This window comes from Sphingopyxis sp. EU05-FHT14B03, from assembly GCF_058790875.1.
Window position 1 is genome coordinate 24,267 of sequence record NZ_JBYTDC010000005.1, and the last position, 22,568, is coordinate 46,834.

A 22,568-nucleotide genomic window follows, 5' to 3' on the forward strand; every position below is an offset into this window, starting at 1 on the left:
CCGCCGCCGTTTAAGCTTCAGGCAGCCGGACCGGCTTTGTGGCCGTGAGGAGCAGGCATTTGAACGGCAAGCGCGCCTTGGTGATCGGAAGTGGCGGCGGTATCGGCGCCGCGCTTGTCGAGCAACTTGTCGCATCGGGCCGATTTGACCGCATCTATGCCGGGACCAGGCGGCCCGATGCTTCGCGTCATCCCGATGTGACAACGCTGACGATCGACATATTGGACGACGGCACGCTTGCCGAGGCAGGTCGCCAAATTGCCCAGGATGGCGCGCTCGACTTGTTGATCGTGGCGACGGGGCTGCTGCATCGCGGGGCTGAGATCCGTCCTGAAAAGAGCCTTCGGCAGCTCGATGCATCGGTTATGGCCGAAGTATTCGCGGTCAACAGCATCGGGCCCGCGCTCGCCGCAAAGCATTTTCTTCCACTGCTCGGCCGAAGACACCGGGCCGTCGCCATATTTCTTTCTGCTCGCGTTGGTTCGATTGCGGATAACAGACTTGGCGGATGGCACAGCTACCGCGCTTCCAAGGCGGCGCTCAATGCTCTGGTGCGATGCTTCGCGATAGAGCTCGGCCGCAGCAATCCGGAAGCGATAGTCGCGGCACTGCACCCCGGAACAGTCGACACGCCGCTCTCGGAGCCGTTTCAGGCGCGAGTAGCTGAATCATCGCTCTTTAGTGCGAATAATAGCGCGATGCACATTCTAGGCGTCATCGATCAGCTATCGTCAACGGATAGCGGCGGGTTCTACGGCTGGGATAGAAGGCCTATCCCGTATTGACGAGCCAGCAGGCGCTTCAAGAGGCTCCGCCTCTTTGCCTGTCCGCTTTAGCGAATATTGTGCCAGAAGCAGACCGACGGCAAGCGGCCAAGCGGCGCCGCAAGAAACGCAGTTCGTTCGATGACAGCGAAATGCCGTCGCGCTATATCTGGAAAATCGGAGGCGGCGAGCAGCGCAGCTTATAGCGCACCGTTACACAGCGGCATCAAAACAGCGTTGCGACTGGGCGAGCAACACGTGTGCATGCCAATTCAAACCATGATTTCGCGTATCCGGTGCGCGAGCGCGTCCATCGCAAAAGGCTTGGTAATGAGCGCCATGTTAGGCGCGAGCCTCCCGCTTCCGATGACAGCATTCTCCGCATAGCCCGTGATGAAAAGAATTTTCAGGCTAGGGCAAAGGCTGAGAGCGGCATCGGCTATCTGCCGTCCGTTCATGCCGCCGGGTAGACCGACGTCGGTGATCAGAAGATCGATGACCTCCTTTGCCTGCAGGACCCGCATCGCGCTCGGCCCGTCGAACGCCTCGAGAACCTGATAGCCCAATTCCTCGGCCACTTCGGCGACGAGCATGCGGATCGTCGGCTCGTCGTCGACGACCAGCACATTGCCGCGTGCCGGCCCGGGGCCATCGATCGACGTTGGCGCGGGCGGATCGGGATCGACCGTGTCGGGCTCCTCAGCGCTCAGGTAGCGCGGGAGATAGATGCACATGGTCGTTCCCATCCCGACCTCGCTGTAGATACGAACCTGTCCCCCCGATTGACGAGCAAACCCGTAAATCATCGACAGGCCGAGGCCTGTTCCTTCGCCAAGTGGCTTGGTCGTGAAGAAGGGATCGAAAGCGCGCGCGGCGACCTCGTCGGTCATGCCCGTCCCGGTGTCGGTCACGCAGAGGGACACATATTGGCCGGGTTCGAGATCGCGCTCCCTTGCGCCGCGTCCGTCGAGCCATTTGTTGGCTGTCTCGATCGTGATCCGTCCGCCCTCGGGCATCGCGTCGCGCGCGTTGATGCACAGGTTGAGAATAGCGTTCTCGAGCTGATTGGTGTCCACCAGCGTCGACCACAATCCCGCCTTGCCAACCGTCTCCACCGTGATCGAGGGGCCAACCGTTCGGCGCACCAATTCCTCGATGTCGAAGATCAACCGGTTCACGTCGCACGGCTTGGGATCGAGCGTCTGACGGCGCGAGAAGGCGAGAAGGCGGTGCGTGAGCGCAGCGGCGCGCCGGACCGCGCCCTGCGCGGCGACCGAATATTTGTCGATCTCGGCGACGCGCCCCTGAGCGATGCGGATCTGCATCATTTCGAGCGACCCCGAAATGCCGGTCAGCAGATTATTGAAGTCATGCGCGATGCCGCCTGTGAGTTGGCCGACAGCTTCCATCTTCTGCGATTGCCTGAGCGCCTCTTCGGCACGATCGCGCTCGGCGGCAGTCTCTCTGACCTCTTCAACCAGCCGCATGCGCTCCTGCTGAAGCCGGCGCTCTACCGATTTGCGAGCCGATACATCAAGCATTGCGCCCACCATCCGGATCGGCGCGCCATCCTCACCGCGAATGACATAGCCCCTGTCGAGAATGTCGGCGTAGCTGCCGTCCGCACGGCGAAAGCGATACTCGTCAGTCCAATCGCTCGCGCCTCCGTCGATCACATGATGGATACTCGCATCGATCCGCGCGCGGTCTTCAGCGTGGATCTGCGCAAGCCACCATTCGCCGGTCGGCACAACGTCGTCGGGCCTGTGACCGTAAGCGCTTTCGAGAGCGGCATTCCACGTCACATGATTGGTGCGAAAATCCCAGTCCCAGATCGCATCGTTCGTGGCGCGTCCCGCGAGACGAAGGCGCTCCTCGACCTCGCGCAGCTTGGCGCTGGCCTCGCGGTCGCGCGTAACATCTTGCACGGTGCCGATGAGCCGAACAGGCTCTCGGCCGTCGAAAAATGCGAGGCCTTGCGCACGAATGTGACGAAGAACCCCGTCTTCGATGCCGACCGTGCGATACTCGACATCGAACCGGTGACTTCCATCGGGATCGAGAGCCGCAGCGACGGCGCGGTTTGCGCGCTCGCGATCATCGGGGTGAAGGCCGGCGAGAAATGCGCTTTCGTAGCTGACCGGAACTCCCGGTGACATCCCGAAGAGTGCACGGCACCGGTCATCCCAGGATAGACTCATCTCGCGCGGGCGATAATCATAACGACCAAGCTCGGCGGCGCGTGTCGCGAGCTCGAGTTCTTCGCGACTGGCCTTGAGCGCCGCGTCGCTGCGCGCACGATCGACCGCCTCGCGAATGCGAAGCGCGACATCCTCGACGAGCGCGATTTCGCCCGTCGTCCATGCGTGCGGCGCGTCCTTTTCGACGTAAAGCACCGATTCCAGCACGCCTTCGCGTGTCATGGGACAGAGAATCTGTGCCGCAATGTCGTGCCGCGAATGGTCATCGGATTTGTGTCCTGTCGTGACTACGGTGTCACCTTGGGCGAGCTCGCCGTTCGTCGCCCCCTGCAATCGTGAAACCTCGCCGCTGCGCGACGCGCCGTCTTTCGTCCATTCAGACGCGATTCTCATGCCGGCCTCGCCGGCGTTCGAAGCGAATCCGCACCGTGTCGCGCCGAGATGAGTGCCGAGCCGCGTGGCCGCTGCCGCGAGGATCGCCACGGGGTCCGCGAGATCGCGCAGCTCTGTAAGCAGGGCGAGTTGAAATGCCTGACGCTCGAGCAATTCCTCGCGGCTTAGCTGATCGGACCGTGGCATGCGTCTCCCGTTCGCATGGGACGATCCGCCACCTTGGCCGACCCTTGACAATTTCCCCGCGGATGAACGTCATAGGGACGATTTCGTTCCGGCAAGAGCCACGCTACGGTGCAACAAAATCGGCACGGGGGCGTATGGGTATCACGATGTTAGCCGCCCGGTAAGCGGGCGAGATGGAGGCTGTTGACCGCGTGACAGATCATGAGGAGCTCGACGCCGGAGCGAGCGGGACCGAACCTTCGGCTGGGGCCACTCTTGGCGATCATCGACGCGAAACCACGCTGACCCATTCAGGCCTCGACGAGCGAAGCAATATCTTCTTCGCCGCGATCGAGATGACCAGGATGCCGATGATCCTGACCGATCCGAACATTGCCGATAATCCGATCGTCTTCGCGAACAAGGCCTTCCTCGATCTGACCGGCTATGAAGAGACCGAGGTTCTCGGGCGGAACTGCCGTTTCCTGCAAGGGCCGCAAACCGATCGCGAGCTTGTCGCGGACCTCCGGTCTGCAGTCGCGAACCGCCAATCGATCGCCCTCGAGATATTGAACTACAAGCGCGATGGGACGCCGTTCTGGAATGCGGTCTTTATCGGACCGGTTTATGACACTGGCGGCAAGCTTCTGCATTTCTTCGCAAGCCAGCTCGATGTGACGCGGCGGCGAGAGAGCGAACAGGCGTCGCAGCAGGCCCAAAAGATGGAGGCAATCGGTCAGCTCACCGCCGGGCTCGCGCATGATTTCAACAATCTGCTTCAGGTCGTGAACGGCAACCTCGAATTGCTCGGGAGCCGTATCGAGGATGCAAAGCAGCGAGGCTATCTGGCACGCGCGCGGGGCGCAGCGGAGCGTGGCGCCAAGCTCACGGGCCAGCTCCTCGCGTTTGCGCGCAAGACGAGGCTGACGCCCAGGGCTGTCGATGTGAACGATTGCATCAATGGCTTCGCCGACATGCTTGAGGCTTCGCTCGGCGGCCGCATCGAACTGCACCTGTCGCTCCGGCGCGGCCTTCCAAAGGCGGTCGTCGATCCCGAGCAGCTCGAAATGGCGATCCTCAATATTGCGCTAAACGCGCGCGACGCGATGCCGGGAGGTGGCGTCCTGACGATTGCAACGGCGAAGGTCCATCTGAACGGCGATGCACCGGCCCGGGGACTTTCTCCGGGTGACTATATCTCGGTCGAGCTAGTCGACGAGGGCGAAGGCATGGCGCAGCATGTGATCGCGCGGGCGGTGGAGCCGTTTTTCACGACCAAGGCTACCGGGAAGGGGACAGGGCTGGGCCTCGCGATGGCGAGCGGCTTCGTCCTGCAATCGCGGGGGCGGCTCGAAATCGAGAGCGAGGTCGGCAAGGGCACCACCGTACGCATTCTTTTCCCAGTCTCCACATCTGACGAACCCGATGTGCCGGTTGTGGGTCCAAAAAAGTCTGTCGAACGCGGCGAGGCCCATATTCTCCTGGTCGAAGACGATGCCGAAGTCCGCGCGCTGGCGCGCGAAAATCTCGAGGACGCTGGTTATCGCGTAACGGTCGCCGAGAATGGTGACGCGGGTCTCGTGGCGCTTGAGCACCTGCTTGCCACCGACATGGTGGATCTAGTCTTCACCGACCTGGTGATGCCCGGAAACCTGGATGGCATTGCGCTCGCGGAAGCAGTCCGGCGGCTCGCACCTCAAGTGCCCGTGTTGATGACCACGGGCTATAACGAGGACTTAGTCGTCGAAGGACCACTTCGCAGCGAGCGTGACGTGCTTGGCAAACCCTATCGCCGGGCCGACCTGCTCGATCGCATCGCACAGGCGCTGGCGCACAGGGATGAAAATTCTGCTCGGCGACGCCCGTCTGACTTCGGTGCTGCCGAGGAATGATCGTTTCAATCGCCCGGTGGGAAAACGGCCTGTTGCACTTCAGAAACCAAGCCCCCGGTCTCGGTCAATGCCTCAACGGCTGACGTTGCGACCTCGCACCCAAGCGCACTTGCAGTGTCGCACCTGTAAATTGTCCAGACCGCGGGACCGTGGCTGACCATTCTCGCCAACGAAGCCGGAGCTGCAATCTGCCGCAACGGACCTAATGGCAGCTCCTTGCATTCTGATGCCATCAGCAGACTGTCTCCGGTCGGCCACAACGAACGATTTGCCGAAAAAGAACACCCGCCCGATCGAAATCGGACGGGCGTAAGATAAAGAGCTGAGTTTCCTGAAAGGAAGAGCTCTCTTGGGTCGCATGGCGCGCCTAGCTTCGCTGGTAGACCTGATATTGTACCGCGACGCCAAAAAGGGAGCAGCTCTCGCGCCTCAGGGCTTGACCGCAACCGGAAGACGGAATGGTGCGCCAAGCCTGTTGAAGGCGTTCATCGCCGCGATCGCGATCGTCAGGTCCACGAGGTCTTTCGGCTCGAATGCCTCGGCTGCTGCTGAATAGGCCTCGTCGGAAGCGTGGGTCTCGCTGACACGCGTGACTTCCTCCGCCCAGGCCAAAGCCGCGCGATATTGGTCTGGGAACAGATGCGGGACTTCATGCCACACCGGAAGCAGCGCGATCTTGTCGATCGGCATGGTCTTGAGAAGGTCCCGGGTATGCAGATCGATGCAGTGAGCGCATCCGTTGATCTGCGAGACGCGGAGGAAGACGAGGTGAATCAGTTCTTCAGGCAGGCCCGTGCTGGTGGTGACATAATGGTGCACACCGTAGAGCGCCTTCGCTCCAGCGGGAGCCACTTCGGACCAATTCAACCGGTTCATCTGATCTTCCTTTCTTCCTGAGCCAAAATCGGCGTCACCATGCCTGACGAGCGGGATTCTTCTGCTGTGACATCCCGCGCAAAAAATGCCGGTGGACCGAATGCTGTCGAATGGGATCGGAAGAAAGGTCCGAGATTGATCTAGCGCAGTGTACCGATCAGGCCGCGCCAAGAAACGAGGGGCCACGGCATTGTCGTACTGCGACGGAATGTCCGCATATCTGGAATTGGAGTTGAAAGCCGCCCGACCCAATCGGCCATTCCAATCGCCAACCGGCAAGCGCCAAAAAAGACGCCCGCGCGGCCGAAACCGTGCGGGCGTCAGATGAAGATCTCGGTTTCCTGAAAGGACGAGGTCTCCTGGGTCGCACGGCGCAGATAATGTCGAGGGCCGGGTAATTATTGTACCGCTGCGCCAAAAGAGCTGCCCTGGCGCGCATTGGACGTCGACCACCGGTTGCTTCAGATAGGAATCGTTCGGTAGGCAATCGGCCGCTCATGCGGTTTGTTCAGCCGGTGTTCGGCTGCGCGCCGCTACGTCCGGTGCCTGATTGAAGGAGACGGGTCATGAAAAAATATATCGCCGCTGCGGTCCTCGCTGCGCTCGCCGTTCCCGCCGGCCCGGCGCTGGCGGATCCGCCGCCCTGGGCGCCGGCGCACGGCAAGCGCGCCAAGGATCGTGGCCTCTATGACGGATATGGGCGCTATTACGAGCCTCGCCGCATTTCGCACAATGATCGCATTTGGCGGAGCAAGGATGGCCGCTACCACTGCCGCCGCGAGAATGGCACGACCGGATTGATCATTGGCGCCGCCGTCGGTGCGCTCGTCGGGCGCGAACTCGATGGCGGGCGTGATCGCACGGTCGGCACGATCATCGGCGCGGCCGGCGGCGGGCTGCTCGGGCGGGCTATCGATCGCGGCGAACTGAAATGCCGCTGATGTGAAAGGACGGCGCGAGAGGGACCAGTCTGCTCGCGCCGTCCCCTTGGACACCGCACGCAGTGGGGGTGCGGGCGGTGGCGAAGAATCTATCCGACAGTCTGATGCCGCGGGCGAGGTGCCTTCGTCACGCGCAGACCGGCTATGCCCGCGCGGTCGATAGTGCGGCGCCACGATTCCAGCTCTTCGCCGCTGAGGCGGTATCTTGCGCAGGCGTCGGCCAGCCCGATCAGTCCGCCATCGATCGCGGCAAGCAACTCCGCCTTGCGGCGCGCGACCCAATAGCCTGCCGTCGATGAAGGCAGATCGTCGATTGTCAGCGGCCCCACCGGCCCGGCGACCGATGTCGGCCTCGTCGTAAATTCGAGCACTGCGAACTCTCCATTCGCTCGGCTGCTGCCGTATGAGTGCCCCCCGCGGCAAAAATGCGGTTTCGAGGTTAACAAAAGGTTGCGGAGGAGCATTGGCTGCGGCCAACCGTTCGCCGCTCATGGGAGGCGACGGGCCAAATTGTGTGTCGAAGGAAGCGCTGCGACCCTTTCAATGATCGCCGCTATTGCCAGGCTGGGCGGAATGCTGCAGCCTCAATCCTGTAACGGGGGAAAACAGATGCGAACTGCGAATATGATGGTGGCGTTGGCGCTGATGGCAGTACCGGCGCAGGCTCAGACGGTGCCTGACTTGCCGGCAAATCCGGTCAAGGCGATCGATGGCGAATGGTACGGCGTTGACCACAAGATCAAGCTGTCAGTGGCAAATGGCGTTGTGACTATCGTGGAGAACGACACCGCTGATCCCTACCTCAAGAAGATCGCGGCACCTGCTGGAACCGTCATCGCTCGCATCACGGGCGTGGAATCGACTGGACCCAAGTCGGCACGGTTCGTCGGACAATGCCTGGAATTGATCGACACCTCGCGGTCGGACACCATAGCTTGTCCTGGCCACGCTTTCGTGCAGTCGGCAGCCTACGGCGGCAAGCCGGGATTGACGATCAATTTCTGGACCGCCGCTTTCCTTCGCAAGGGCAATATTCCCGAGTATCAATGGCAATATCGCAAGTGAGCGATGAAGGAAGCGAAGGCTAGTCGCTGCGCAGCAAAACGATAGCGCTCACGTCAAATCCGGCCTGATTTTTTTGCACGGGAGTTCTCGCCGCAAAACAGGCGAATCAGCTTGCTCCAATGAAAGGTTTCCGATCTTTTTGTTCTGTCGGCCCGCGATGCGAGAAGCGGGCGCGGGTGAGGGAACCAGGGCAGTACGATCATGGGGGATCGGTGATGAGAATGGATGCGCCGCAGCCGGGCGGGAAAAAGGCTCACCTTGTGAGGCATCAGGCGAAGCGAGGCGCGACCCATTGCCGGCATGTCATCGCCGGGTTCCTCCTCGCGGTCATCGGCCCTTCCGTGGCAGTCGGTGCTTCCGTGCCTCCAGCCGTTGACGGCAGCCAGGCCGACAGGGATGCCGCCGCCGCTCGGATCGCAGCGCAAGCGATCGACGCGGGTCACCCCGCCGAAGCGGCGGGCATCCTCGAAACGCTGGTGGCCCCGCGCCATCATATGCTCGCGATCCTGCCTGAGTGGCATCGCGATCTGGCACGCGCTTACGTCGCGCTCGGCTTGCCCGATGGTGCCGAGGGGCAGTATCGGCTAGCATTGGCAGGGGCTTCTGATGACGAAGCCAGGGCGCTCGGCAAAGAGCTTGAAGCGCTTCTTGCGAAAGCTGGGGTTGCCGTTGCCGTGCCGGACACACTGGGTCCGAACGGCGCCAAATATTTCGATCTCCATTGGGTCGACCGCGGCAACGCGACGCTCGATTTCGCGGCCGCCTTCACGCTGCCGCAGGATGATGCCGACGGCGCGGCGTTTACGACGGCGACCTATCGTGCCGACTGCCTTACGCTCAAGTCGCAGCTGCTCGGGGGCGCCGCCTTCTCGAGTTCAGGCGCGAAGCTGCGGTCGTTCGGCGAGGGTGAGGCCGCGAAGCCGGCTAACGACCTTGCAGACCATAGTCTGAGAATGATCTGCCGTCGCGATCCAGCCCGGCAGGTGAAGCATGTGGCCGCAATCGACGGCCGCACGCTGCTCGCGCGCTACCGCGCGCAACGCGCGCAGCGGACCGCTTGGGCGCCATCCGGCAGCGAGAGCGGCGCCCACGAGGCCGTCTGCCGCGCGCATGTGGAAATGTTCGTCGGCCAGCTCGCCGCCGAGGGACAGGTATCGGGGCCGAGCTGGCAGGTGCGCGACTGGTGGAACATCCGGACGGAGGATTTCTCCGAGGAACGCCGCGCCGCGGCCACGTCGGCGGTCACGGCGCTCGCTCGCGCCGATCCGGGCGCCGCACGCGCTTTCCAGCAGGCCTGCGTGCAAGAAGCGCTGACGGGCGGAGCCGTACCCGGAATGTAGCCGTCTGCCGCTGCCTAGCTTGCACATATCGGTTGCGGGTGTTCGAAAAACTGCTTTGGCGCCCGAGGCGGCGATCGCGAGGCCGGTAAGGCGCAGCGATCTTGCTTGCGTCCTCCGCGCGCCGCGGTAGGTCGGTCAGGGGTCGCGCTAGGGCAGGGGGCGTGCAATTGATCCGGTGCAAATCATGGTTGCTCTTCGCGGCGCTTGCCTTGGCCGCGCCCGAGGTTTCCGCCAAGCTGTCCGTCGACCCCGTTCCCGCGAGTGCCGAGCTGAACGATGCGCTCGCCGCCAAACGCTATGACGAGGCGATGACTTTGGCACGCCGCGAGCATGAAGCTTGCGTCGCGGGCAAAGGGTCCGATCCTTGCGTCGGACTGCTCGCCTTGCAAAGCGATGCGCTGACCGCCTGGGCGGTGGATCATGGTGATTTCGATCGCGACGAAAAGGGCGAAGGTATGGCCCTTCGCACCGCGCGCCTCCTTCACGCCCAGGTGAACAGGCTAAAGGGCTTCGATGGGCCGATCTTCGCGTCGGCGTTCGGCAACCTCGGCGAGATGCTGACGCTCTACGGCCGGCCGGTGGAAGGCGAGCAGTTTTTGCGGGACGGGCTGCGATACAACATCGTGCGGGCAATGGAGTTCCAGGGAACCGAGCGGCTCTCCGATGCGGCGCTCCGCATGTCGCTCCTGCGGCTGACCCGCAACCTTGCGCTGCAGGGCCGCAATGAGGAGGCGCGCGGTTATCTCGCCGCCGCCGACAGCCTGCTCTCGACGTTGGCAATGATGGGCTCCCCCGAAGCTAAACGCGCGCTCCCCGATTTTCTGGCGGTTGCGGCGTTGGTGCCGGGCGAAGCGGCCGGTGGCGCTGCGGATTATGTCGAGGCGGCGGCCGGGTATGAATGGGAACGCGAGCATAACGGCGAGGGATGGGACCCCGATGACTGGGCGGCAGTCCGGGGTCGCCTCGCCCGCGACGAGATCGCTTTTCTCGCGCGGAGCGGGAACATGGCAAAGGCGGTGGCGCGCTTCGATGCCGAGCCGGACCTGCTCCGCGGCGGGCGGGGCGCGTCGCGTCTCGAATTTCTGACCCGGCTCGGCGCTGCGCTCGTCGCTGAGGGGCGCGCTAACGAAGGCGCCCCGATTCTCGCCGAGGCAATGCCGGTCGTCGATACGACCTGGGACAGGAGCGACGACCGGCGCATCGATGCGCATGCGGCGCGCGGCGCTGCCATCCTCGCACTCGATCCGGCGCAGCGCGCCGATGCCGCGGCCGAATATCGGCAGGCCGTCTCAGGCGCGGTGGCGCGGGTCGAGGCGGCCGACACAACCGAGGGGCTTGTGCGCGCCGTCCGGCGCTACCGTCCCGTCTTTGAGGGACTGCTCGGCGCCCTTCTTCCCGAAGCGGCGAGCTCGCTCACGCGCGGAGAAGCGTTCGAGGCGGCCCAATGGTCGTCGATCGGCGAGACCGCGGCGACACTCGCCAAGGTTTCGGCACGCACATCGCGCAGCGACGGCCCGGTCGCGGAAAGGGAGCGGTTCCGCGAGGAGGTGCGCGCGAGCGTTGCGTCGCTCAACCGCGAGATCGCGCAATGGCTATCGGTTCCCGGCAGCCCCGATACCGATCGCGAGTTGCTCGGAAGATTCTATTTGCGCGACGTTGATGCCGTGATGGACGAGATGTCGACCGAGGAGATCGCCGCGATCGACCCCGCCTATGATCAGCTCGTCAAGCCTCGGCCGATCGCCGCCGAACGGGTGCAGGCGCTGCTCGACAAGGACGAGGCCGTTCTCTTCTTCCTTTCTGACGAGCGGGGCACGTCGGTCTTTGTTCTGACGCTCTCGGGATTTACATGGCATCGTTCGACCCTGACCCGCGATGCCTTGGCGAAGAGCGTTGAGCGGCTGCGCGGTCAGATCAAGCGCGACCTTCGCGAGCGCTGGGCCGGGAGCGTCGACAATTTCGACGAGCAGCTTGCGCGCAATCTGTATCAGGAGCTCATTGCGCCCATCGAAACGTCCCTCGGCGGCGCAACACGTCTGATGACCGTGACGCCAGGTCCGCTGAGCAGCCTGCCGTTGACCTTGCTCGTCACAGCCGGCGCCGACACGCAGAAGCCGCAATTTCTGATTGATCGTTACGAGATTTCGACGCTGCCGTCGGTTTCAAGCCTTTACTCGTTGCGTTGCCTGCTTCGGCCTGCGGGTGATCGCCCGGCCGGTTGCGGCCCTGGACCCGGACGCAATCGTCCGTCATCGCAGACGATCCTGTTCGCTGCGGGCGATCCGGCGCTCAAGGGTCATCCAGGCGACGACCGGGGTATCGTGGAATATTCGGAACTGTTCCAGCGTGGCATAGCGGACCCGGCCCGGATCATGGCGATGCCTTCGCTTCCAGGCACGCGCCGCGAGATCGAGGGCGTGCGATCGATGTTCGATCTTGGACAGACTGTTGCTCTTATGGGCTCCGCGGCGACCGAGGGATCGGTCAAGTCGAATCCCGGGCTGGCCAATGCACGCTATGTCCTTTTTTCGACGCACGGTCTGCTGGCGAGCGAGACGGGGCTCGACGGCGAGCCCGGTCTCGTCTTCACGCCGCCATTAGCGGGGGCGCAGTCCGACAGGGACGATGGTCTTCTCACCGCTTCGGAAGCTGCGCAACTGAAGCTCGCAGCGGATATCGTTGTACTGTCGGCGTGCAACACGGCAAGTTCGAACGGCAGCGCCGAAGCGGACGGGCTGTCGGGCTTGGCGCAGTCTTTCTTCTATGCTGGCGCGGGTTCGCTTCTGGTGTCGCACTGGCCGCTCGACGATGAGGCCGGGGCCGAGATCGTCACGCATCTCTTTGCAGGCATCGAAAAGCATCCCGGCGCTCCGGGGGCTGCGTACCGGCAGGCGATACTGGCGCTTCGTGCAAAAGACGATACCTCGTCTCCGGCGGTTTGGGCGCCGCTCGTGTTTGTCGGGACCACCGACCGGGGCGTGCGGTAGCGGGAGTTCGGGTGCTCGCAGTGCGTTATGAGTTCAGGTCGCCCTCCAAACGTCCGCTGAGAGCAAATTTGGTCTTGAATCCGCCCGTCTGCTACCGGCCAGGTCCAGCGTCGGCGCTGGCTCGCAGCGAACAGGTGGCTGAATGGGATGGCAAGCGGATGCAACAGTCGGCCGCTCAAGAGCGAGTTAGCCTCGTTCCAGAAAAATAGCCTCCGGTATCTCTGGGGCCGACCACAGAGCGCCATAACTAATCATATTCATCAGAGCGATCTGGTCTTGGTCGAAATGGAACGAGTAATAAGCGTGGACCGTGACGAACGGATTGCACTCATTCTCGGGCGTCGCTTCAATTCCTCGTGCGCGCGCGATCACCAGATCGCCCACCGGCGTGGCTTCCAGCAGTTGGGACGGTTGCGGAGCGGGCCACCGAAAACTGGCCCGTCGCATGCTCTCGGTCGAGCGCTCGATTTCTTCGAACGACCCCGCTTGACCGATCTTCTCAAAAAACCTTTCGACGAGTCTCAAACGTTTTTCTTGCGCCTGCCTATCAAATACAGGGTCTGGGCGAGGCGATGATATCTCACAAGACATTGCCGTTCCCGGCATAAACGTGGCGCACGCCACCGCTGTGATTGCCTTCCGCCTGCCGATCATCGGTCGCTCCCCAAACATATAGTGGAGGATACATACAAAGCCGGTGTCCGCAATCGGTCGCTTCCGGTCGTGGCTATCCGGCGCGCCGCGGATGTCCGCCTCTCTCGGTCTCCCGCCAAAACCGGACCGTTCTTAAATGGCTACAAGCGGTTAACGCGCCAAAGAGCGCTTGCTGATTGTCTCGTAGCATGTGCGGGCCAAGGCAGCAGGATAGGAGGTCGGACGGCTCGCGCGATCGACCTGCTCAGCCAGGATAAGGTGATTCCCTCAATAGTCGGGCAAGATGCGTGGCATTAGCGGCCACCATTTTGGCGGTCTCGGTTACTTTGCTGGGGCGATGCTGAAGATCCTTGAAATCGACTGAACCCATCGCCTCACCGACCCAGTAGCAGGCGGCCACGGCGGGAATCGTCCATCCCACATCGTTCAGCGCCTGAAAGATTTGCGACGAAGCATTATGCGCGCCGTCTTCATTGCCGACGATCGCGGCAACAGCCACTTTCGAAAAGCTTGGCATCCGCCCCTTGTCGTCGGTCTCCGACAGGAAGGCATCCATTCGTTCCATCACAAGCTTGGCGACGCTTGATGCTTGACCCATCCAGATCGGTGTGCCGAAGATGAGAATATCGGAGGCGAGGATCGCCTCGCGAATTTTCGGCCATTCGTCGCCAGCACCCTCGTTCGAGGTGACACCCCATTTGATGCTGTGCGCGGCGATACGGATGGGCTTGCCGACACGGACGCCTTCCGCCTCGAAATATTCGGTAAGCACCGCAAGCATGGCATCGGTCGAACTCTTGCGGCCACGCGCCGACAGCGAGCAATTGATCGCGGTAGCGGTAATCGAGGCCATATCGTCTCCTTTACCCCGCCGGGGTGAAGCGCGCGCCGGTCGCGGTCGGTTGCGATGTTATACTGGCGGCGTACTCGAAATGACGATGAGCGTCCGCTCTCGACGCGCCTTGGGCGAGTTCCGACAGGGAATTCATGTTGAAAATATCGGTGCCGCCGAGCGCGAGCAGCAAGAAGGGGCCGCCAAAGCGGCCCCTTCCTGTCGGCTTGCCGGGTCAGTCGAGCTTGGGACTGACGACGCCCGAGCTGTAGCGCAGATTGTTCTGCACATGTTTGACGCCGGTGACGTCGTCGGCGACATCTTCGGCGCGGCGCTTCGACCGGCGATCCTCGACCGTGCCGGAGAGCGTGACTTCGCCATCTGCGACGCTGACCTCGATCTCGGAGGCGTCGATCCAGACATCCTCGGTAAGACGGTCGTTCACGTCCTCGCGGATGCGTTCGTCGGAGCGGATATAGCTTTTGGGACCGCGGCCGCGATGATCGAGCTCCCGGCGACGGCGCGCGTCGCGATCGCCGAACCAGGAAAGCACTTCGTCGCCGGCGCGGTCGAGGAAGCCGCGTTCGTCCGGGTCATAATCGGGGCTGCGCGTCCGCGGATATTTGCCGTAAGGCGAATAGCCCTCGACCGGGAGATAGCCGAACTCGCTCGGCCAGTAGTTACCGCCGCGCGAACGATCCTCGCCTCGGGCTTCGCCGGCAGCATCGTAATAGGCGTCGCGGCGGGGCGTGCGGTCGTAACGGGGCCAATCGGAGCGCTCAGCGCGGCGGACCGGCCGGCGATAGTCGCCCGCGCGCTCATCCTCCCAATTATCGCGGCGATATTCCTGCTCGCGATAGGCGCGGCGCGGGCGGCGCTGCTCGCGCTCGTCTTCCTCGATCGCCACATAAGCGCGCGACGCATCCTCTGCGCGGCCGCGGTTGTAGCGACCCGGCGATGCGCCGGTGTCGGGGCTGCTGTTGTCGCTATAATCCCAGAGCGGGGTGCGGTCGTCGAACCTGTCCATGATCCATCTCCATTTGTTGAGGGTGGCGGGCAGGTTGCCGGGAAGGGAGGCAACCCCCCGTCCCGCCGAACCGACGCATGGAGTGGGGGCAAGTTCCCGAACTGGGCGCAATATGTCGCGCTGCGACGTCAACGCATCGACGAATGTGACCCGATCTCTCCAATGGGCGGCAGGCGTCGCCGGCGCTGCCGAATTCTCATGGAGAATCAAATCTGGAAAGGATCATACCCAGTGGGCCGCGCGCGCGCCGGGGCCGTCGAACTTGCCGCTGGGGAACCGGATCTCTCCAACGCATCTTTCCAAAGCCTTCCCAGCTCGACGTCGATCCAGTCGGCTGCAAAAGGATCGAGGCCAGAGCCGGGATAAAGGCAAAACTCGCCGAAAAGCGGTTGGCAGTCGATTTCGTAAAAATCGACCCGAACGAAGGCAAGGTTCCCGGCAAGCGTCTCTGCAGCTTGCAGCATCGCCCCGAGGGAGGAGGGCCTGGAAGGTCGATCGGCGGCAGGCACGAGCTGCCGCCAATTGCGGTCATGCAATATCCAGCGGTGACGGACACCGCGCCCCAAATGTACCTGGACGTGCGTCGCGACACCGCCAAAGACATAGATCTTGTAGTCGATGGGGAGAGGACGTGCGCCGCCGAGCAACGGCTCGGCGAAAACGCCACGCGGCACATTGCGATAAGCCCATTCGTCGAGCCAGCGACCGTACTCCCGGCGCTGCCACCGGCGCGCGGCTCGCTGGACCTGCTTCCAGCGTTCGCAATCCGGAAACGTATCCAGGATTTGATACTGGTTACACCCATGACGCGCCTTGACGATTGATGGGAGGGCGAACGGAATGAAGCGCGGCAGCATCTGGCCCTGCCAGAGCGTTGGTACGATCCAGTTTGCACCGAGTTGCTCCGAGGCCAAGCGTTTTGCCTCAAGTTTATCCAGCAGCGTCGTTTGCAACGGTGACCGATCATTCAATTTGCGGAGCTGGACGAGCTCGGTGAAGCGCGTCGGATTGAGCAAGTCGGGCAGGCGTCGATGACGCAAGGCGTAGAGAAGGGCAATCCGGTGCGCGGCTCTCGAGGAGCCGACATTGCCCACTTTCGCCGGGTCTTCCGAGGCGCGCGAGAGTTTCATGCCATGTCGGTCTCACGGCTGAGCGACGTGTGGCCGCTATCGCGGAAGCTCGGCCGATCCAGGTTTATATCGCGGCAAAGCTGCATGCGGATACGAACGACCCGGCACAGAAAACGCTCCCGGCAATATCATCGACCGACCTCCGATCACCTAGGCAGCGCTCAGGCGCTCGGGTGCGACCAACCGGTGAGGAACGCGTGATCGCGCGCGCCGCTGCGGATCGCGTGCAGCATCGCACGTCTCAACCTAGGATCTTCATGAACGGGCAAAGGAAGATTGCTACCGGTCAGCCTATTCGAGCGAAGTGGGGGAAGTGGGGAGGGGAAGACCCCGGCGTGACTATACCCAAACAGAAAAAATGCTGACCGTGTATCCGATGATTTGATTGGAGCATCCGCTTGCCTCAAACATTAGGCGCGTAGCACACTCCGACGGCCAAGCTGAGCGATATGTCGTTGAGTCGGATATGCGCGCCGATATTCGGACAACGTTGGGGAGCGGCGCGGACGACGATTGAATGCGTACGCCGACGGCAATTCGACTGAGACGTGGGATCGAACAGCCGCGGCGATACGCGAAGCGATGCACATGGCGGCGGCAGACCGACCGATCACCGTCGAAGCCCGTGCGCCGTTCAAATGCAGTTGGCGAAGAAAGGTTGCAATGATGGGACGCACGGTCGCCGCCATTCTGGAAAATTGTCGAGGCTGCCCTCTACGCGATCGCGGCCTCAGGCATCGGTGCGGCCATTGTCGATAGCGGAGGACGAAGAGCAGCGCGCGCTGGCAAGGGCGGGAACGACGATAGCCGCGGCGCATTGGTCATGGGACAGCAAAGGAGCTTTCCGATGACCAAGGACAATATACTCGCCGGCTGCAGAATACTGATCATGGCGACAGATGGCTTCGAACAATCCGAACTCGAAGTGCCGCTTCAGCGTCTGGAGGACGCGGGCGCGGAGGTCGAAATCGCATCGATCGACGATGACGATATCACCGGCTGGGACGAAGACGATTGGGGCGACGAGGTCGAAGTCGATCTCAAGATCGCCGACGTCGACACCGACTGTTATGACGCGCTCGTCCTGCCGGGCGGCCAGATCAATCCCGACTTGCTGCGGGTTGAGGACAAGGCGATCTCGATCATTCGGGCCTTCGCAGGTGCTGGCAAGCCGGTTGCCGCGATTTGCCATGCGCCGTGGCTTCTTGTGGAAGCCGGGCTCGCATCGGGCAAGCGAATGACGAGCTACAAGTCGATCCGCACCGATGTTGCCAATGCCGGCGCGCAGGTGGTCGAAGAGAGCGTCGTGGTCGACGGCAATATCATCACCAGTCGCTGTCCCGACGACCTGCCCGACTTTTGCGATGCGATCGTCGCAGCGGTGGCCGACCGCAGGGCGCGGGCGTAGCTGTGCCGAGCTCAATACGGGACTGTTGAGTTGTGGAAAGGCGATCGCGTGCGGGCACGGCGGTTCTTGCGGTAAGCTGTTGAAAGCGGCGGGAACTCGCTGCTTTATGGCGCGTCGTTTCCAAGCCTGCCGCCCAAGCAGTTTGGAAAGAGGATGACCCACATGGGACAGAACAACCAGCAGGGCGGCCAACCCGATCGCAATCCGAACGAGAACCCCGGCCAGCAGGAACAGCAGGATCAGCAGCGTCGCCAGCCCGGTCGGGACAATGACCAGGACCAGGGCAACCAGGCCGGCCGCGACGACGAGAATCGTCAGAACCGCTGACGTCGGAAAGAAGAGTGACGCCGAGGCACCCTCTCGGGGCAGGGCCGCACTTCGATGCGGCCCGGCCTTTTCTATTCCCCGGTTGCGCCCATTCCAGGTGCAACCTTCCTAACACTTTGGCATTCTCCCTTCATCGATCGCGGACAGCGGAATGGGAAGGAGAGGCCCGTGCGAACGATTGAGATATGGCCCGACGAAATCGAGGGCGGCGACACCGAGCGAGAGGGTGTCTTCTACGCGACTATGCGCTTCATCGACAGGGAAGCTGAAACAGCCGTCGTGATCTATCTGCAACCCGAGATCGAGCGAGGCATGATCGCCGATCTTTACGGCTGGGCGCAAAGCCGCGGCATGACCGGCCGAACGAACTGAATAGGAAGCATGGGTTGGCAAGCGGTCGCCCGCCCGGATCGGAGCGCCCCTTGGCGGCCACCTTTTCAATGCGGAGACGTGGTTCGATGCAAGTCAGTCAGCACGGCGTTCCAGAATGCGATCTCTTCGTCATTGCCGCGGTCGCGCGACCATTGCACCTGCCTGGAGACGATGAAGTCGGCCTGTTTGCCATGCCGCAGCTTGATCTCCGACACACAATTTCGAATATTATGACCTCCGAACGGCATTGCCGATCTCCTTGATGCTCCGCACAGAAACAGGGCAGGTGAGGGCGGCGGTTTCCCGCCGCCCTCGATATGTCAGAAGTCCATCGCCGGCATCGGCGCGGCCTTCTCCTCCTTCGGCAGCTCGGCGACGAGCGCCTCGGTGGTGATCAGCAGCGACGCGACCGACGCGGCATCCTGCAGCGCGGTGCGTACGACCTTGGCGGGGTCGATCACGCCTGCCTTGACGAGGTCCTGATACTCGCCGGAGGCGGCGTTGAAGCCCCAGCTATACTCCTCGCTTTCGAGGAGCTTGCCGACGATCCATGCGCCGTCCTCGCCGGCATTGTCGGCGATCTGGCGCGCCGGGGCGCGGAGTGCGCGGCGAACGATGTCGATGCCCGACTGCTGGTCGTCGTTCGCGGCCTTGAGGCCCTCGAGCGCCTTTAGCGAGCGGAGCAGCGCGATGCCGCCGCCCGGAAGAATGCCTTCTTCCACGGCCGCGCGTGTCGCATGGAGCGCGTCGTCGACGCGGTCCTTCTTCTCCTTCACTTCGACCTCGGTCGCGCCGCCGACACGGATCACCGCGACACCGCCCGCGAGCTTGGCAAGCCGCTCCTGAAGCTTCTCGCGGTCATAGTCGCTGGTCGTCGTCTCGATCTGCTGGCGGATCTGCGCGATACGGCCGTCGATATCCGACTTCGCGCCGACGCCGTCGACGATCGTCGTATTATCCTTGTCGATGACGACCTTCTTCGCGCGGCCGAGCATATTGATCGTGACGCTCTCGAGCTTGATGCCGAGTTCCTCGCTGACGACATTGCCGCCGGTGAGCACCGCGATATCCTCGAGCATAGCCTTGCGGCGATCACCAAAGCCCGGCGCCTTGACGGCGGCGACCTTGAGCCCGCCGCGCAGGCGATTGACGACGAGCGTCGCAAGCGCGTCGCCCTCGACATCCTCGGCGATGATGAGCAGCGGCCGACCCGACTGGACGACGCTCTCGAGGAGCGGCAGCATCGCCTGCAGGTTCGAGAGCTTCTTCTCGTGGATGAGGATATAGGGGTCGTCGAGTTCGACCTTCAGCTTCTCGGCATTGGTGATGAAATAGGGGCTGAGGTAGCCGCGATCGAACTGCATGCCCTCGACCGTCTCCAGTTCGGTCGCAAGGCTTTTGGCCTCCTCGACGGTGATCACACCCTCATTGCCCACCTTCTCCATCGCCTCGGCGAGGATCCGGCCGACCTCTTCGTCGCCATTCGCCGAGATCGTCGCGACCTGCGCGATCTCGCTATTCGCCTCGACCGACTTGGCGTGAGCCTTGAGATCCTCGACGACCCTGGTCACGGCGAGATCGATGCCGCGCTTGACGTCCATCGGGTTCATCCCCGCGGCGACCGCCTTCGAGCCTTCGCGGACGATTGCCTGCGCGAGCACGGTCGCGGTGGTGGTGCCGTCGCCGGCCTTGTCGTTCTGCTTGCTTGCGACCTCGCGCAGCATCTGCGCGCCCATATTCTCGAACTTGTCGGCAAGCTCGATTTCCTTGGCGACGGTGACGCCGTCCTTGGTGATGCGCGGTGCGCCGAAGCTTTTGTCTATCACGACGTTGCGGCCCTTGGGGCCCAGCGTGACCTTCACTGCATTCGCAAGCGTATCCACGCCGCGCAGCATGCGATCACGCGCGTCCGACGCAAATTTCACTTCCTTGGCAGCCATTTTTACCTCCTTCTTGCTGTCCTTTCAGTGGGTGATGAATGGGCGTTACGCCGCCTGCTTGAGCGCCTCGGCCTGCTCGATGACCCCGAGAATGTCGCTCTCCTTCATGATGAGCAGTTCCTCACCGTCGATGCGGACCTCGGTGCCCGACCATTTGCCGAACAGGATCCGGTCGCCGGCCTTGACGTCGAGCGCGGTGACCGTGCCGTCCTCGGCGCGGGCGCCCGGGCCGACGGCGACGACTTCGCCTTCCTGCGGCTTTTCCTTGGCGGTGTCGGGGATGATGATGCCGCCCGAGGTCTTCTCCTCGGCTTCGATGCGGCGGACGACCACACGGTCGTGCAAGGGACGGAAATGCATGCATAACCTCCATGTTGCATAGCGATATGATAAGCCGGCGCGCCTGTCCGGGACGCGCGGCGCCGATGAGCTAGGAAGCGGAATTTTTTGCTTCAAGAGGGTCGACGAAAATTTTTTCGCATTCGCGCCAGCGCAAAACAAATGCCCCTTATCAAGGGGCTGACACCTCTTGACTCGACTCGCTTCGCTCCCAAAATCTGTCTCTGCGGCACCTTGCCGCACGACGAGAAAGGAAAGGCTACAAGGAAGGAGGCACGATCATGTCCGAGCCATTTTCCCGTTTTCTTCACCCCTTCGACGTGGCGCGTCACCCGAGCCTCGAGCCCGAGGTCAAGCGCGCCCTCCTTGCATCTTGGGCATCGGACCGCTCGGCGGTCCGCAACAAGCCCGCGCTCCGAAAACCGCCGGGCACGAAGCGCGCGGTTCCGGTCGACGATGTGCTCGCGGCGCTTCGGTCGCTCGACGGCGGCGAGACGCGCGCGCCATGACCGATCGCGCGCTGATCGCGCAGCTGGATGGCTATGGGCTGACGACCGCCGAGATCCATTATTACCGGCCCGATCATCCCTCGCTGCTCCAGCTCTTCGTCTGGCAGGATTATGATCTGCCGCCGGATTTCCCGGTGCTGTTCGACTTTCTTGCCATGTGGCGGCGGCAGATCGAAGCCGCGCTCCATTCGGTGCGTATCGCGCACGATATGCTGATCGGACCCGCCGAGTGGAGTGCGGCAGATATCATTCGCTCGCTCGATTGAGATCGGGGCTGCGGCCGCCACCGTCCGGCGTTTAAATGCAATTTGATATTGAAGGGCGGGGCCAACGCTGAACGGCGGCCCCGCCCGTTGTTACGCTTTTTCGAGCGTCTTTTCGTTCGACGATCCGATCCGGCGCGGCTCGGTGTCGCCGCCGCCGATCTCGATCTTGCGCGGCTTCATCGCCTCGGGGACGACGCGGCTGAGCTCGATCGAGAGCAGCCCGTCGGCGAAGCTCGCGCCGCCGACCTCGATATAGTCGGCGAGCTGGAAGCGGCGCTCGAACGCGCGGCGCGCGATGCCGCGGTGGAGATAGACGAGCTTGGCGTCTTCCTCGGCGGGCTTGCCCGTGACACTCAGTTGGTTCTGCTGCGCGACGATCTCGATCTCGTCGGGCTTGAACCCGGGGATGGCCAAGGTGACGCGGAAGCGGTCATCGGCATCGCGCACGATGTCGAAAGGGGGAAAGCCATCGGACGTTTCGCCGCGCTGCCCCTTCTCGAGCAGGTCGAAGAGATGATCGAAGCCCACCGTCGAGCGGCGGTAGGGGGTGAAGTCAAAATCGGTTCTCATTTCCAAATCCTCCTGATTGAAGCAATTCGGGCATGAGATGCGCCGGGACTCAGAGCCGGCGCTCTCTATGTCCTCAGGACCCGGAAAATCCGGCATCCGGGAAAAAATTAGGAAGCCATTTTTTCGATTTCAAGAGGTCGCGCGCGCGAAGATTCTGGATGCGCCATGTTCCGAAAATCCGCAGCGCCAAAGTGCGGAGCCGCAACGCGCGCGGCTCCGCGATCGGGTCAGGCGACGCGACTGTCGCCGGTATCGCGGCTCCATGCCGCGATCTGGTCCTTGATCGCCAGCTTCAGCTTCTTGAGCCGCGCAATCAGGACTTCGTCGGGCTGGCGGCGCTGCGCCTCCCGATCGATCTCGGCGTCGAGGCGGGCATGCTCGCGCCGCAGATAATCGATATGTTTGCTGGACATCTTCTTCTCCATGCCAAGTTGAGGATGTTGCAGCCCGAGCGGCTGCGGCGTGGATGTAGGAAAGCTATGGTCAGGATTTCAAGGGGTTGAAGTGTCCGCCTGTGGGAGATGTCGGAAGCTGTGAAGAGCATCGCGCGGCGCCCCGCAGGGAAGGCAC

25 protein-coding genes are annotated in these 22,568 nt (G+C 62.7%); 11 read left to right on the top strand and 14 right to left on the bottom strand.

What is annotated here, in order from left to right; genetic code table 11:
- The first annotated feature begins 59 nt into the window (after positions 1–59).
- A complete protein-coding gene (locus tag AC3WS4_RS23000; RefSeq protein ID WP_062179430.1) occupies positions 60–785 on the top strand; it encodes an SDR family NAD(P)-dependent oxidoreductase in 726 nt (241 codons plus the stop codon).
- A 251-nt stretch (positions 786–1,036) separates the two neighbouring features.
- Here the strand turns inward: AC3WS4_RS23000 and AC3WS4_RS23005 are convergent, their stop codons facing one another.
- The gene (locus AC3WS4_RS23005; RefSeq protein ID WP_492740775.1) at positions 1,037–3,544 is read right to left on the bottom strand and encodes a hybrid sensor histidine kinase/response regulator; all 2,508 of its coding nucleotides are present in this window, start codon (positions 3,542–3,544) and stop codon (positions 1,037–1,039) included.
- Positions 3,545–3,717: 173 nt separating this feature from the next.
- Between AC3WS4_RS23005 and AC3WS4_RS23010 the strand changes: the two genes are divergently transcribed.
- Positions 3,718–5,415 (top strand): histidine kinase famiy protein, encoded by a 1,698-nt coding sequence (locus tag AC3WS4_RS23010; RefSeq protein WP_062179435.1) that lies wholly within the window; start codon positions 3,718–3,720, stop codon positions 5,413–5,415.
- Between the two features lie 429 nt (positions 5,416–5,844).
- Here the strand turns inward: AC3WS4_RS23010 and AC3WS4_RS23015 are convergent, their stop codons facing one another.
- Entirely contained in the window at positions 5,845–6,291 is a 447-nt protein-coding gene (locus AC3WS4_RS23015) for a carboxymuconolactone decarboxylase family protein (protein WP_062179438.1), read from the bottom strand.
- Positions 6,292–6,857: 566 nt separating this feature from the next.
- Here AC3WS4_RS23015 and AC3WS4_RS23020 point away from each other — a divergent pair.
- Complete coding sequence (locus AC3WS4_RS23020; protein WP_058538768.1) at positions 6,858–7,232, top strand: glycine zipper 2TM domain-containing protein; 375 nt, start codon at positions 6,858–6,860, stop codon at positions 7,230–7,232.
- Between the two features lie 89 nt (positions 7,233–7,321).
- Here AC3WS4_RS23020 and AC3WS4_RS23025 read toward each other — a convergent pair whose 3' ends face one another.
- A complete protein-coding gene (locus AC3WS4_RS23025; protein ID WP_062179441.1) occupies positions 7,322–7,603 on the bottom strand; it encodes a DUF1153 domain-containing protein in 282 nt (93 codons plus the stop codon).
- Positions 7,604–7,775: 172 nt separating this feature from the next.
- On the opposite strand from AC3WS4_RS23025, the gene AC3WS4_RS23030 reads away from it, so the two are divergent.
- On the top strand, positions 7,776–8,297 hold the full coding sequence (locus AC3WS4_RS23030; protein ID WP_152682326.1) for a hypothetical protein: 522 nt from the start codon (positions 7,776–7,778) through the stop codon (positions 8,295–8,297).
- A gap of 221 nt (positions 8,298–8,518) precedes the next feature.
- Entirely contained in the window at positions 8,519–9,637 is a 1,119-nt protein-coding gene (locus AC3WS4_RS23035; RefSeq protein WP_492740755.1) for a hypothetical protein, read from the top strand.
- A 182-nt stretch (positions 9,638–9,819) separates the two neighbouring features.
- Here the strand turns inward: AC3WS4_RS23035 and AC3WS4_RS23040 are convergent, their stop codons facing one another.
- Positions 9,820–10,122: a hypothetical protein gene (locus AC3WS4_RS23040; protein WP_492743012.1), complete on the bottom strand. Its 303-nt coding sequence runs from the start codon at positions 10,120–10,122 to the stop codon at positions 9,820–9,822.
- A 69-nt stretch (positions 10,123–10,191) separates the two neighbouring features.
- On the opposite strand from AC3WS4_RS23040, the gene AC3WS4_RS23045 reads away from it, so the two are divergent.
- Complete coding sequence (locus tag AC3WS4_RS23045) at positions 10,192–12,624, top strand: CHAT domain-containing protein (protein ID WP_492743014.1); 2,433 nt, start codon at positions 10,192–10,194, stop codon at positions 12,622–12,624.
- A gap of 186 nt (positions 12,625–12,810) precedes the next feature.
- On the opposite strand, the gene AC3WS4_RS23050 is transcribed toward AC3WS4_RS23045, so the two are convergent.
- The 5 genes from AC3WS4_RS23050 to AC3WS4_RS23070 all read right to left on the bottom strand — a co-directional run bounded on the left by AC3WS4_RS23050 (position 12,811) and on the right by AC3WS4_RS23070 (position 16,267).
- Positions 12,811–13,278 carry a hypothetical protein gene (locus AC3WS4_RS23050; RefSeq protein WP_492740753.1) on the bottom strand — a complete coding sequence of 156 codons (468 nt, stop codon included), beginning with the start codon at positions 13,276–13,278 and terminating at the stop codon, positions 12,811–12,813.
- Positions 13,279–13,522: 244 nt separating this feature from the next.
- Positions 13,523–14,131, bottom strand: a complete 609-nt coding sequence (locus AC3WS4_RS23055) for a flavodoxin family protein (protein WP_492740752.1) — start codon at positions 14,129–14,131, stop codon at positions 13,523–13,525.
- Positions 14,132–14,141: 10 nt separating this feature from the next.
- Positions 14,142–14,303, bottom strand: a complete 162-nt coding sequence (locus AC3WS4_RS23060) for a hypothetical protein (protein ID WP_492740751.1) — start codon at positions 14,301–14,303, stop codon at positions 14,142–14,144.
- Between the two features lie 42 nt (positions 14,304–14,345).
- Complete coding sequence (locus tag AC3WS4_RS23065) at positions 14,346–15,137, bottom strand: BON domain-containing protein (RefSeq protein WP_492740750.1); 792 nt, start codon at positions 15,135–15,137, stop codon at positions 14,346–14,348.
- 206 nt (positions 15,138–15,343) lie between these two features.
- Positions 15,344–16,267, bottom strand: a complete 924-nt coding sequence (locus AC3WS4_RS23070) for an ATP-grasp fold amidoligase family protein (protein ID WP_492740749.1) — start codon at positions 16,265–16,267, stop codon at positions 15,344–15,346.
- Positions 16,268–17,114: 847 nt separating this feature from the next.
- Between AC3WS4_RS23070 and AC3WS4_RS23075 the strand changes: the two genes are divergently transcribed.
- The 3 genes from AC3WS4_RS23075 to AC3WS4_RS23085 all read left to right on the top strand — a co-directional run bounded on the left by AC3WS4_RS23075 (position 17,115) and on the right by AC3WS4_RS23085 (position 18,374).
- On the top strand, positions 17,115–17,675 hold the full coding sequence (locus tag AC3WS4_RS23075) for a type 1 glutamine amidotransferase domain-containing protein (protein WP_062179457.1): 561 nt from the start codon (positions 17,115–17,117) through the stop codon (positions 17,673–17,675).
- 162 nt (positions 17,676–17,837) lie between these two features.
- Complete coding sequence (locus tag AC3WS4_RS23080) at positions 17,838–18,002, top strand: hypothetical protein (protein ID WP_193749127.1); 165 nt, start codon at positions 17,838–17,840, stop codon at positions 18,000–18,002.
- A 168-nt stretch (positions 18,003–18,170) separates the two neighbouring features.
- Positions 18,171–18,374, top strand: a complete 204-nt coding sequence (locus AC3WS4_RS23085) for a hypothetical protein (protein WP_054727962.1) — start codon at positions 18,171–18,173, stop codon at positions 18,372–18,374.
- 65 nt (positions 18,375–18,439) lie between these two features.
- Here the strand turns inward: AC3WS4_RS23085 and AC3WS4_RS23090 are convergent, their stop codons facing one another.
- From AC3WS4_RS23090 to groES, 3 genes are all read right to left on the bottom strand, one after another.
- Positions 18,440–18,622, bottom strand: coding sequence for a hypothetical protein (locus tag AC3WS4_RS23090; RefSeq protein WP_137892609.1), 183 nt, complete (start codon positions 18,620–18,622; stop codon positions 18,440–18,442).
- Positions 18,623–18,694: 72 nt separating this feature from the next.
- The gene (gene groL / locus AC3WS4_RS23095; RefSeq protein ID WP_492740748.1) at positions 18,695–20,314 is read right to left on the bottom strand and encodes a chaperonin GroEL; all 1,620 of its coding nucleotides are present in this window, start codon (positions 20,312–20,314) and stop codon (positions 18,695–18,697) included.
- Between the two features lie 45 nt (positions 20,315–20,359).
- A complete protein-coding gene (gene groES, locus AC3WS4_RS23100) occupies positions 20,360–20,674 on the bottom strand; it encodes a co-chaperone GroES (RefSeq protein WP_056350212.1) in 315 nt (104 codons plus the stop codon).
- 260 nt (positions 20,675–20,934) lie between these two features.
- On the opposite strand from groES, the gene AC3WS4_RS23105 reads away from it, so the two are divergent.
- Together AC3WS4_RS23105 and AC3WS4_RS23110 are read left to right on the top strand one after the other, a co-directional pair.
- Complete coding sequence (locus AC3WS4_RS23105) at positions 20,935–21,162, top strand: hypothetical protein (RefSeq protein WP_492740747.1); 228 nt, start codon at positions 20,935–20,937, stop codon at positions 21,160–21,162.
- Positions 21,159–21,428: an usg protein gene (locus AC3WS4_RS23110; RefSeq protein WP_062179463.1), complete on the top strand. Its 270-nt coding sequence runs from the start codon at positions 21,159–21,161 to the stop codon at positions 21,426–21,428. Before AC3WS4_RS23105 ends, AC3WS4_RS23110 begins: the two co-directional genes overlap by 4 nt.
- A gap of 90 nt (positions 21,429–21,518) precedes the next feature.
- Here the strand turns inward: AC3WS4_RS23110 and AC3WS4_RS23115 are convergent, their stop codons facing one another.
- Together AC3WS4_RS23115 and AC3WS4_RS23120 are read right to left on the bottom strand one after the other, a co-directional pair.
- On the bottom strand, positions 21,519–21,998 hold the full coding sequence (locus AC3WS4_RS23115; protein WP_252170990.1) for an Hsp20 family protein: 480 nt from the start codon (positions 21,996–21,998) through the stop codon (positions 21,519–21,521).
- A 227-nt stretch (positions 21,999–22,225) separates the two neighbouring features.
- Positions 22,226–22,411: a YdcH family protein gene (locus AC3WS4_RS23120; RefSeq protein ID WP_054733396.1), complete on the bottom strand. Its 186-nt coding sequence runs from the start codon at positions 22,409–22,411 to the stop codon at positions 22,226–22,228.
- Positions 22,412–22,568 lie beyond the last annotated feature (157 nt).

Coding starts and splice junctions, on each gene's coding strand:
- AC3WS4_RS23120 (WP_054733396.1), bottom strand. CDS start 22,411: ATGTCCAGCAAACATATCGATTATCTGCGGCGCGAGCATGCCCGCCTC.
- AC3WS4_RS23030 (WP_152682326.1), top strand. CDS start 7,776: ATGATCGCCGCTATTGCCAGGCTGGGCGGAATGCTGCAGCCTCAATCC.
- AC3WS4_RS23090 (WP_137892609.1), bottom strand. CDS start 18,622: ATGCCGTTCGGAGGTCATAATATTCGAAATTGTGTGTCGGAGATCAAG.
- groL (WP_492740748.1), bottom strand. CDS start 20,314: ATGGCTGCCAAGGAAGTGAAATTTGCGTCGGACGCGCGTGATCGCATG.
- AC3WS4_RS23080 (WP_193749127.1), top strand. CDS start 17,838: ATGGGACAGAACAACCAGCAGGGCGGCCAACCCGATCGCAATCCGAAC.
- AC3WS4_RS23015 (WP_062179438.1), bottom strand. CDS start 6,291: ATGAACCGGTTGAATTGGTCCGAAGTGGCTCCCGCTGGAGCGAAGGCG.
- AC3WS4_RS23010 (WP_062179435.1), top strand. CDS start 3,718: ATGGAGGCTGTTGACCGCGTGACAGATCATGAGGAGCTCGACGCCGGA.
- AC3WS4_RS23045 (WP_492743014.1), top strand. CDS start 10,192: ATGCTGACGCTCTACGGCCGGCCGGTGGAAGGCGAGCAGTTTTTGCGG.
- AC3WS4_RS23105 (WP_492740747.1), top strand. CDS start 20,935: ATGTCCGAGCCATTTTCCCGTTTTCTTCACCCCTTCGACGTGGCGCGT.
- AC3WS4_RS23050 (WP_492740753.1), bottom strand. CDS start 13,278: ATGATCGGCAGGCGGAAGGCAATCACAGCGGTGGCGTGCGCCACGTTT.
- AC3WS4_RS23115 (WP_252170990.1), bottom strand. CDS start 21,998: ATGAGAACCGATTTTGACTTCACCCCCTACCGCCGCTCGACGGTGGGC.
- AC3WS4_RS23110 (WP_062179463.1), top strand. CDS start 21,159: ATGACCGATCGCGCGCTGATCGCGCAGCTGGATGGCTATGGGCTGACG.
- AC3WS4_RS23070 (WP_492740749.1), bottom strand. CDS start 16,267: ATGAAACTCTCGCGCGCCTCGGAAGACCCGGCGAAAGTGGGCAATGTC.
- AC3WS4_RS23065 (WP_492740750.1), bottom strand. CDS start 15,137: ATGGACAGGTTCGACGACCGCACCCCGCTCTGGGATTATAGCGACAAC.
- groES (WP_056350212.1), bottom strand. CDS start 20,674: ATGCATTTCCGTCCCTTGCACGACCGTGTGGTCGTCCGCCGCATCGAA.
- AC3WS4_RS23055 (WP_492740752.1), bottom strand. CDS start 14,131: ATGGCCTCGATTACCGCTACCGCGATCAATTGCTCGCTGTCGGCGCGT.
- AC3WS4_RS23005 (WP_492740775.1), bottom strand. CDS start 3,544: ATGCCACGGTCCGATCAGCTAAGCCGCGAGGAATTGCTCGAGCGTCAG.
- AC3WS4_RS23020 (WP_058538768.1), top strand. CDS start 6,858: ATGAAAAAATATATCGCCGCTGCGGTCCTCGCTGCGCTCGCCGTTCCC.
- AC3WS4_RS23035 (WP_492740755.1), top strand. CDS start 8,519: ATGGATGCGCCGCAGCCGGGCGGGAAAAAGGCTCACCTTGTGAGGCAT.
- AC3WS4_RS23075 (WP_062179457.1), top strand. CDS start 17,115: ATGACCAAGGACAATATACTCGCCGGCTGCAGAATACTGATCATGGCG.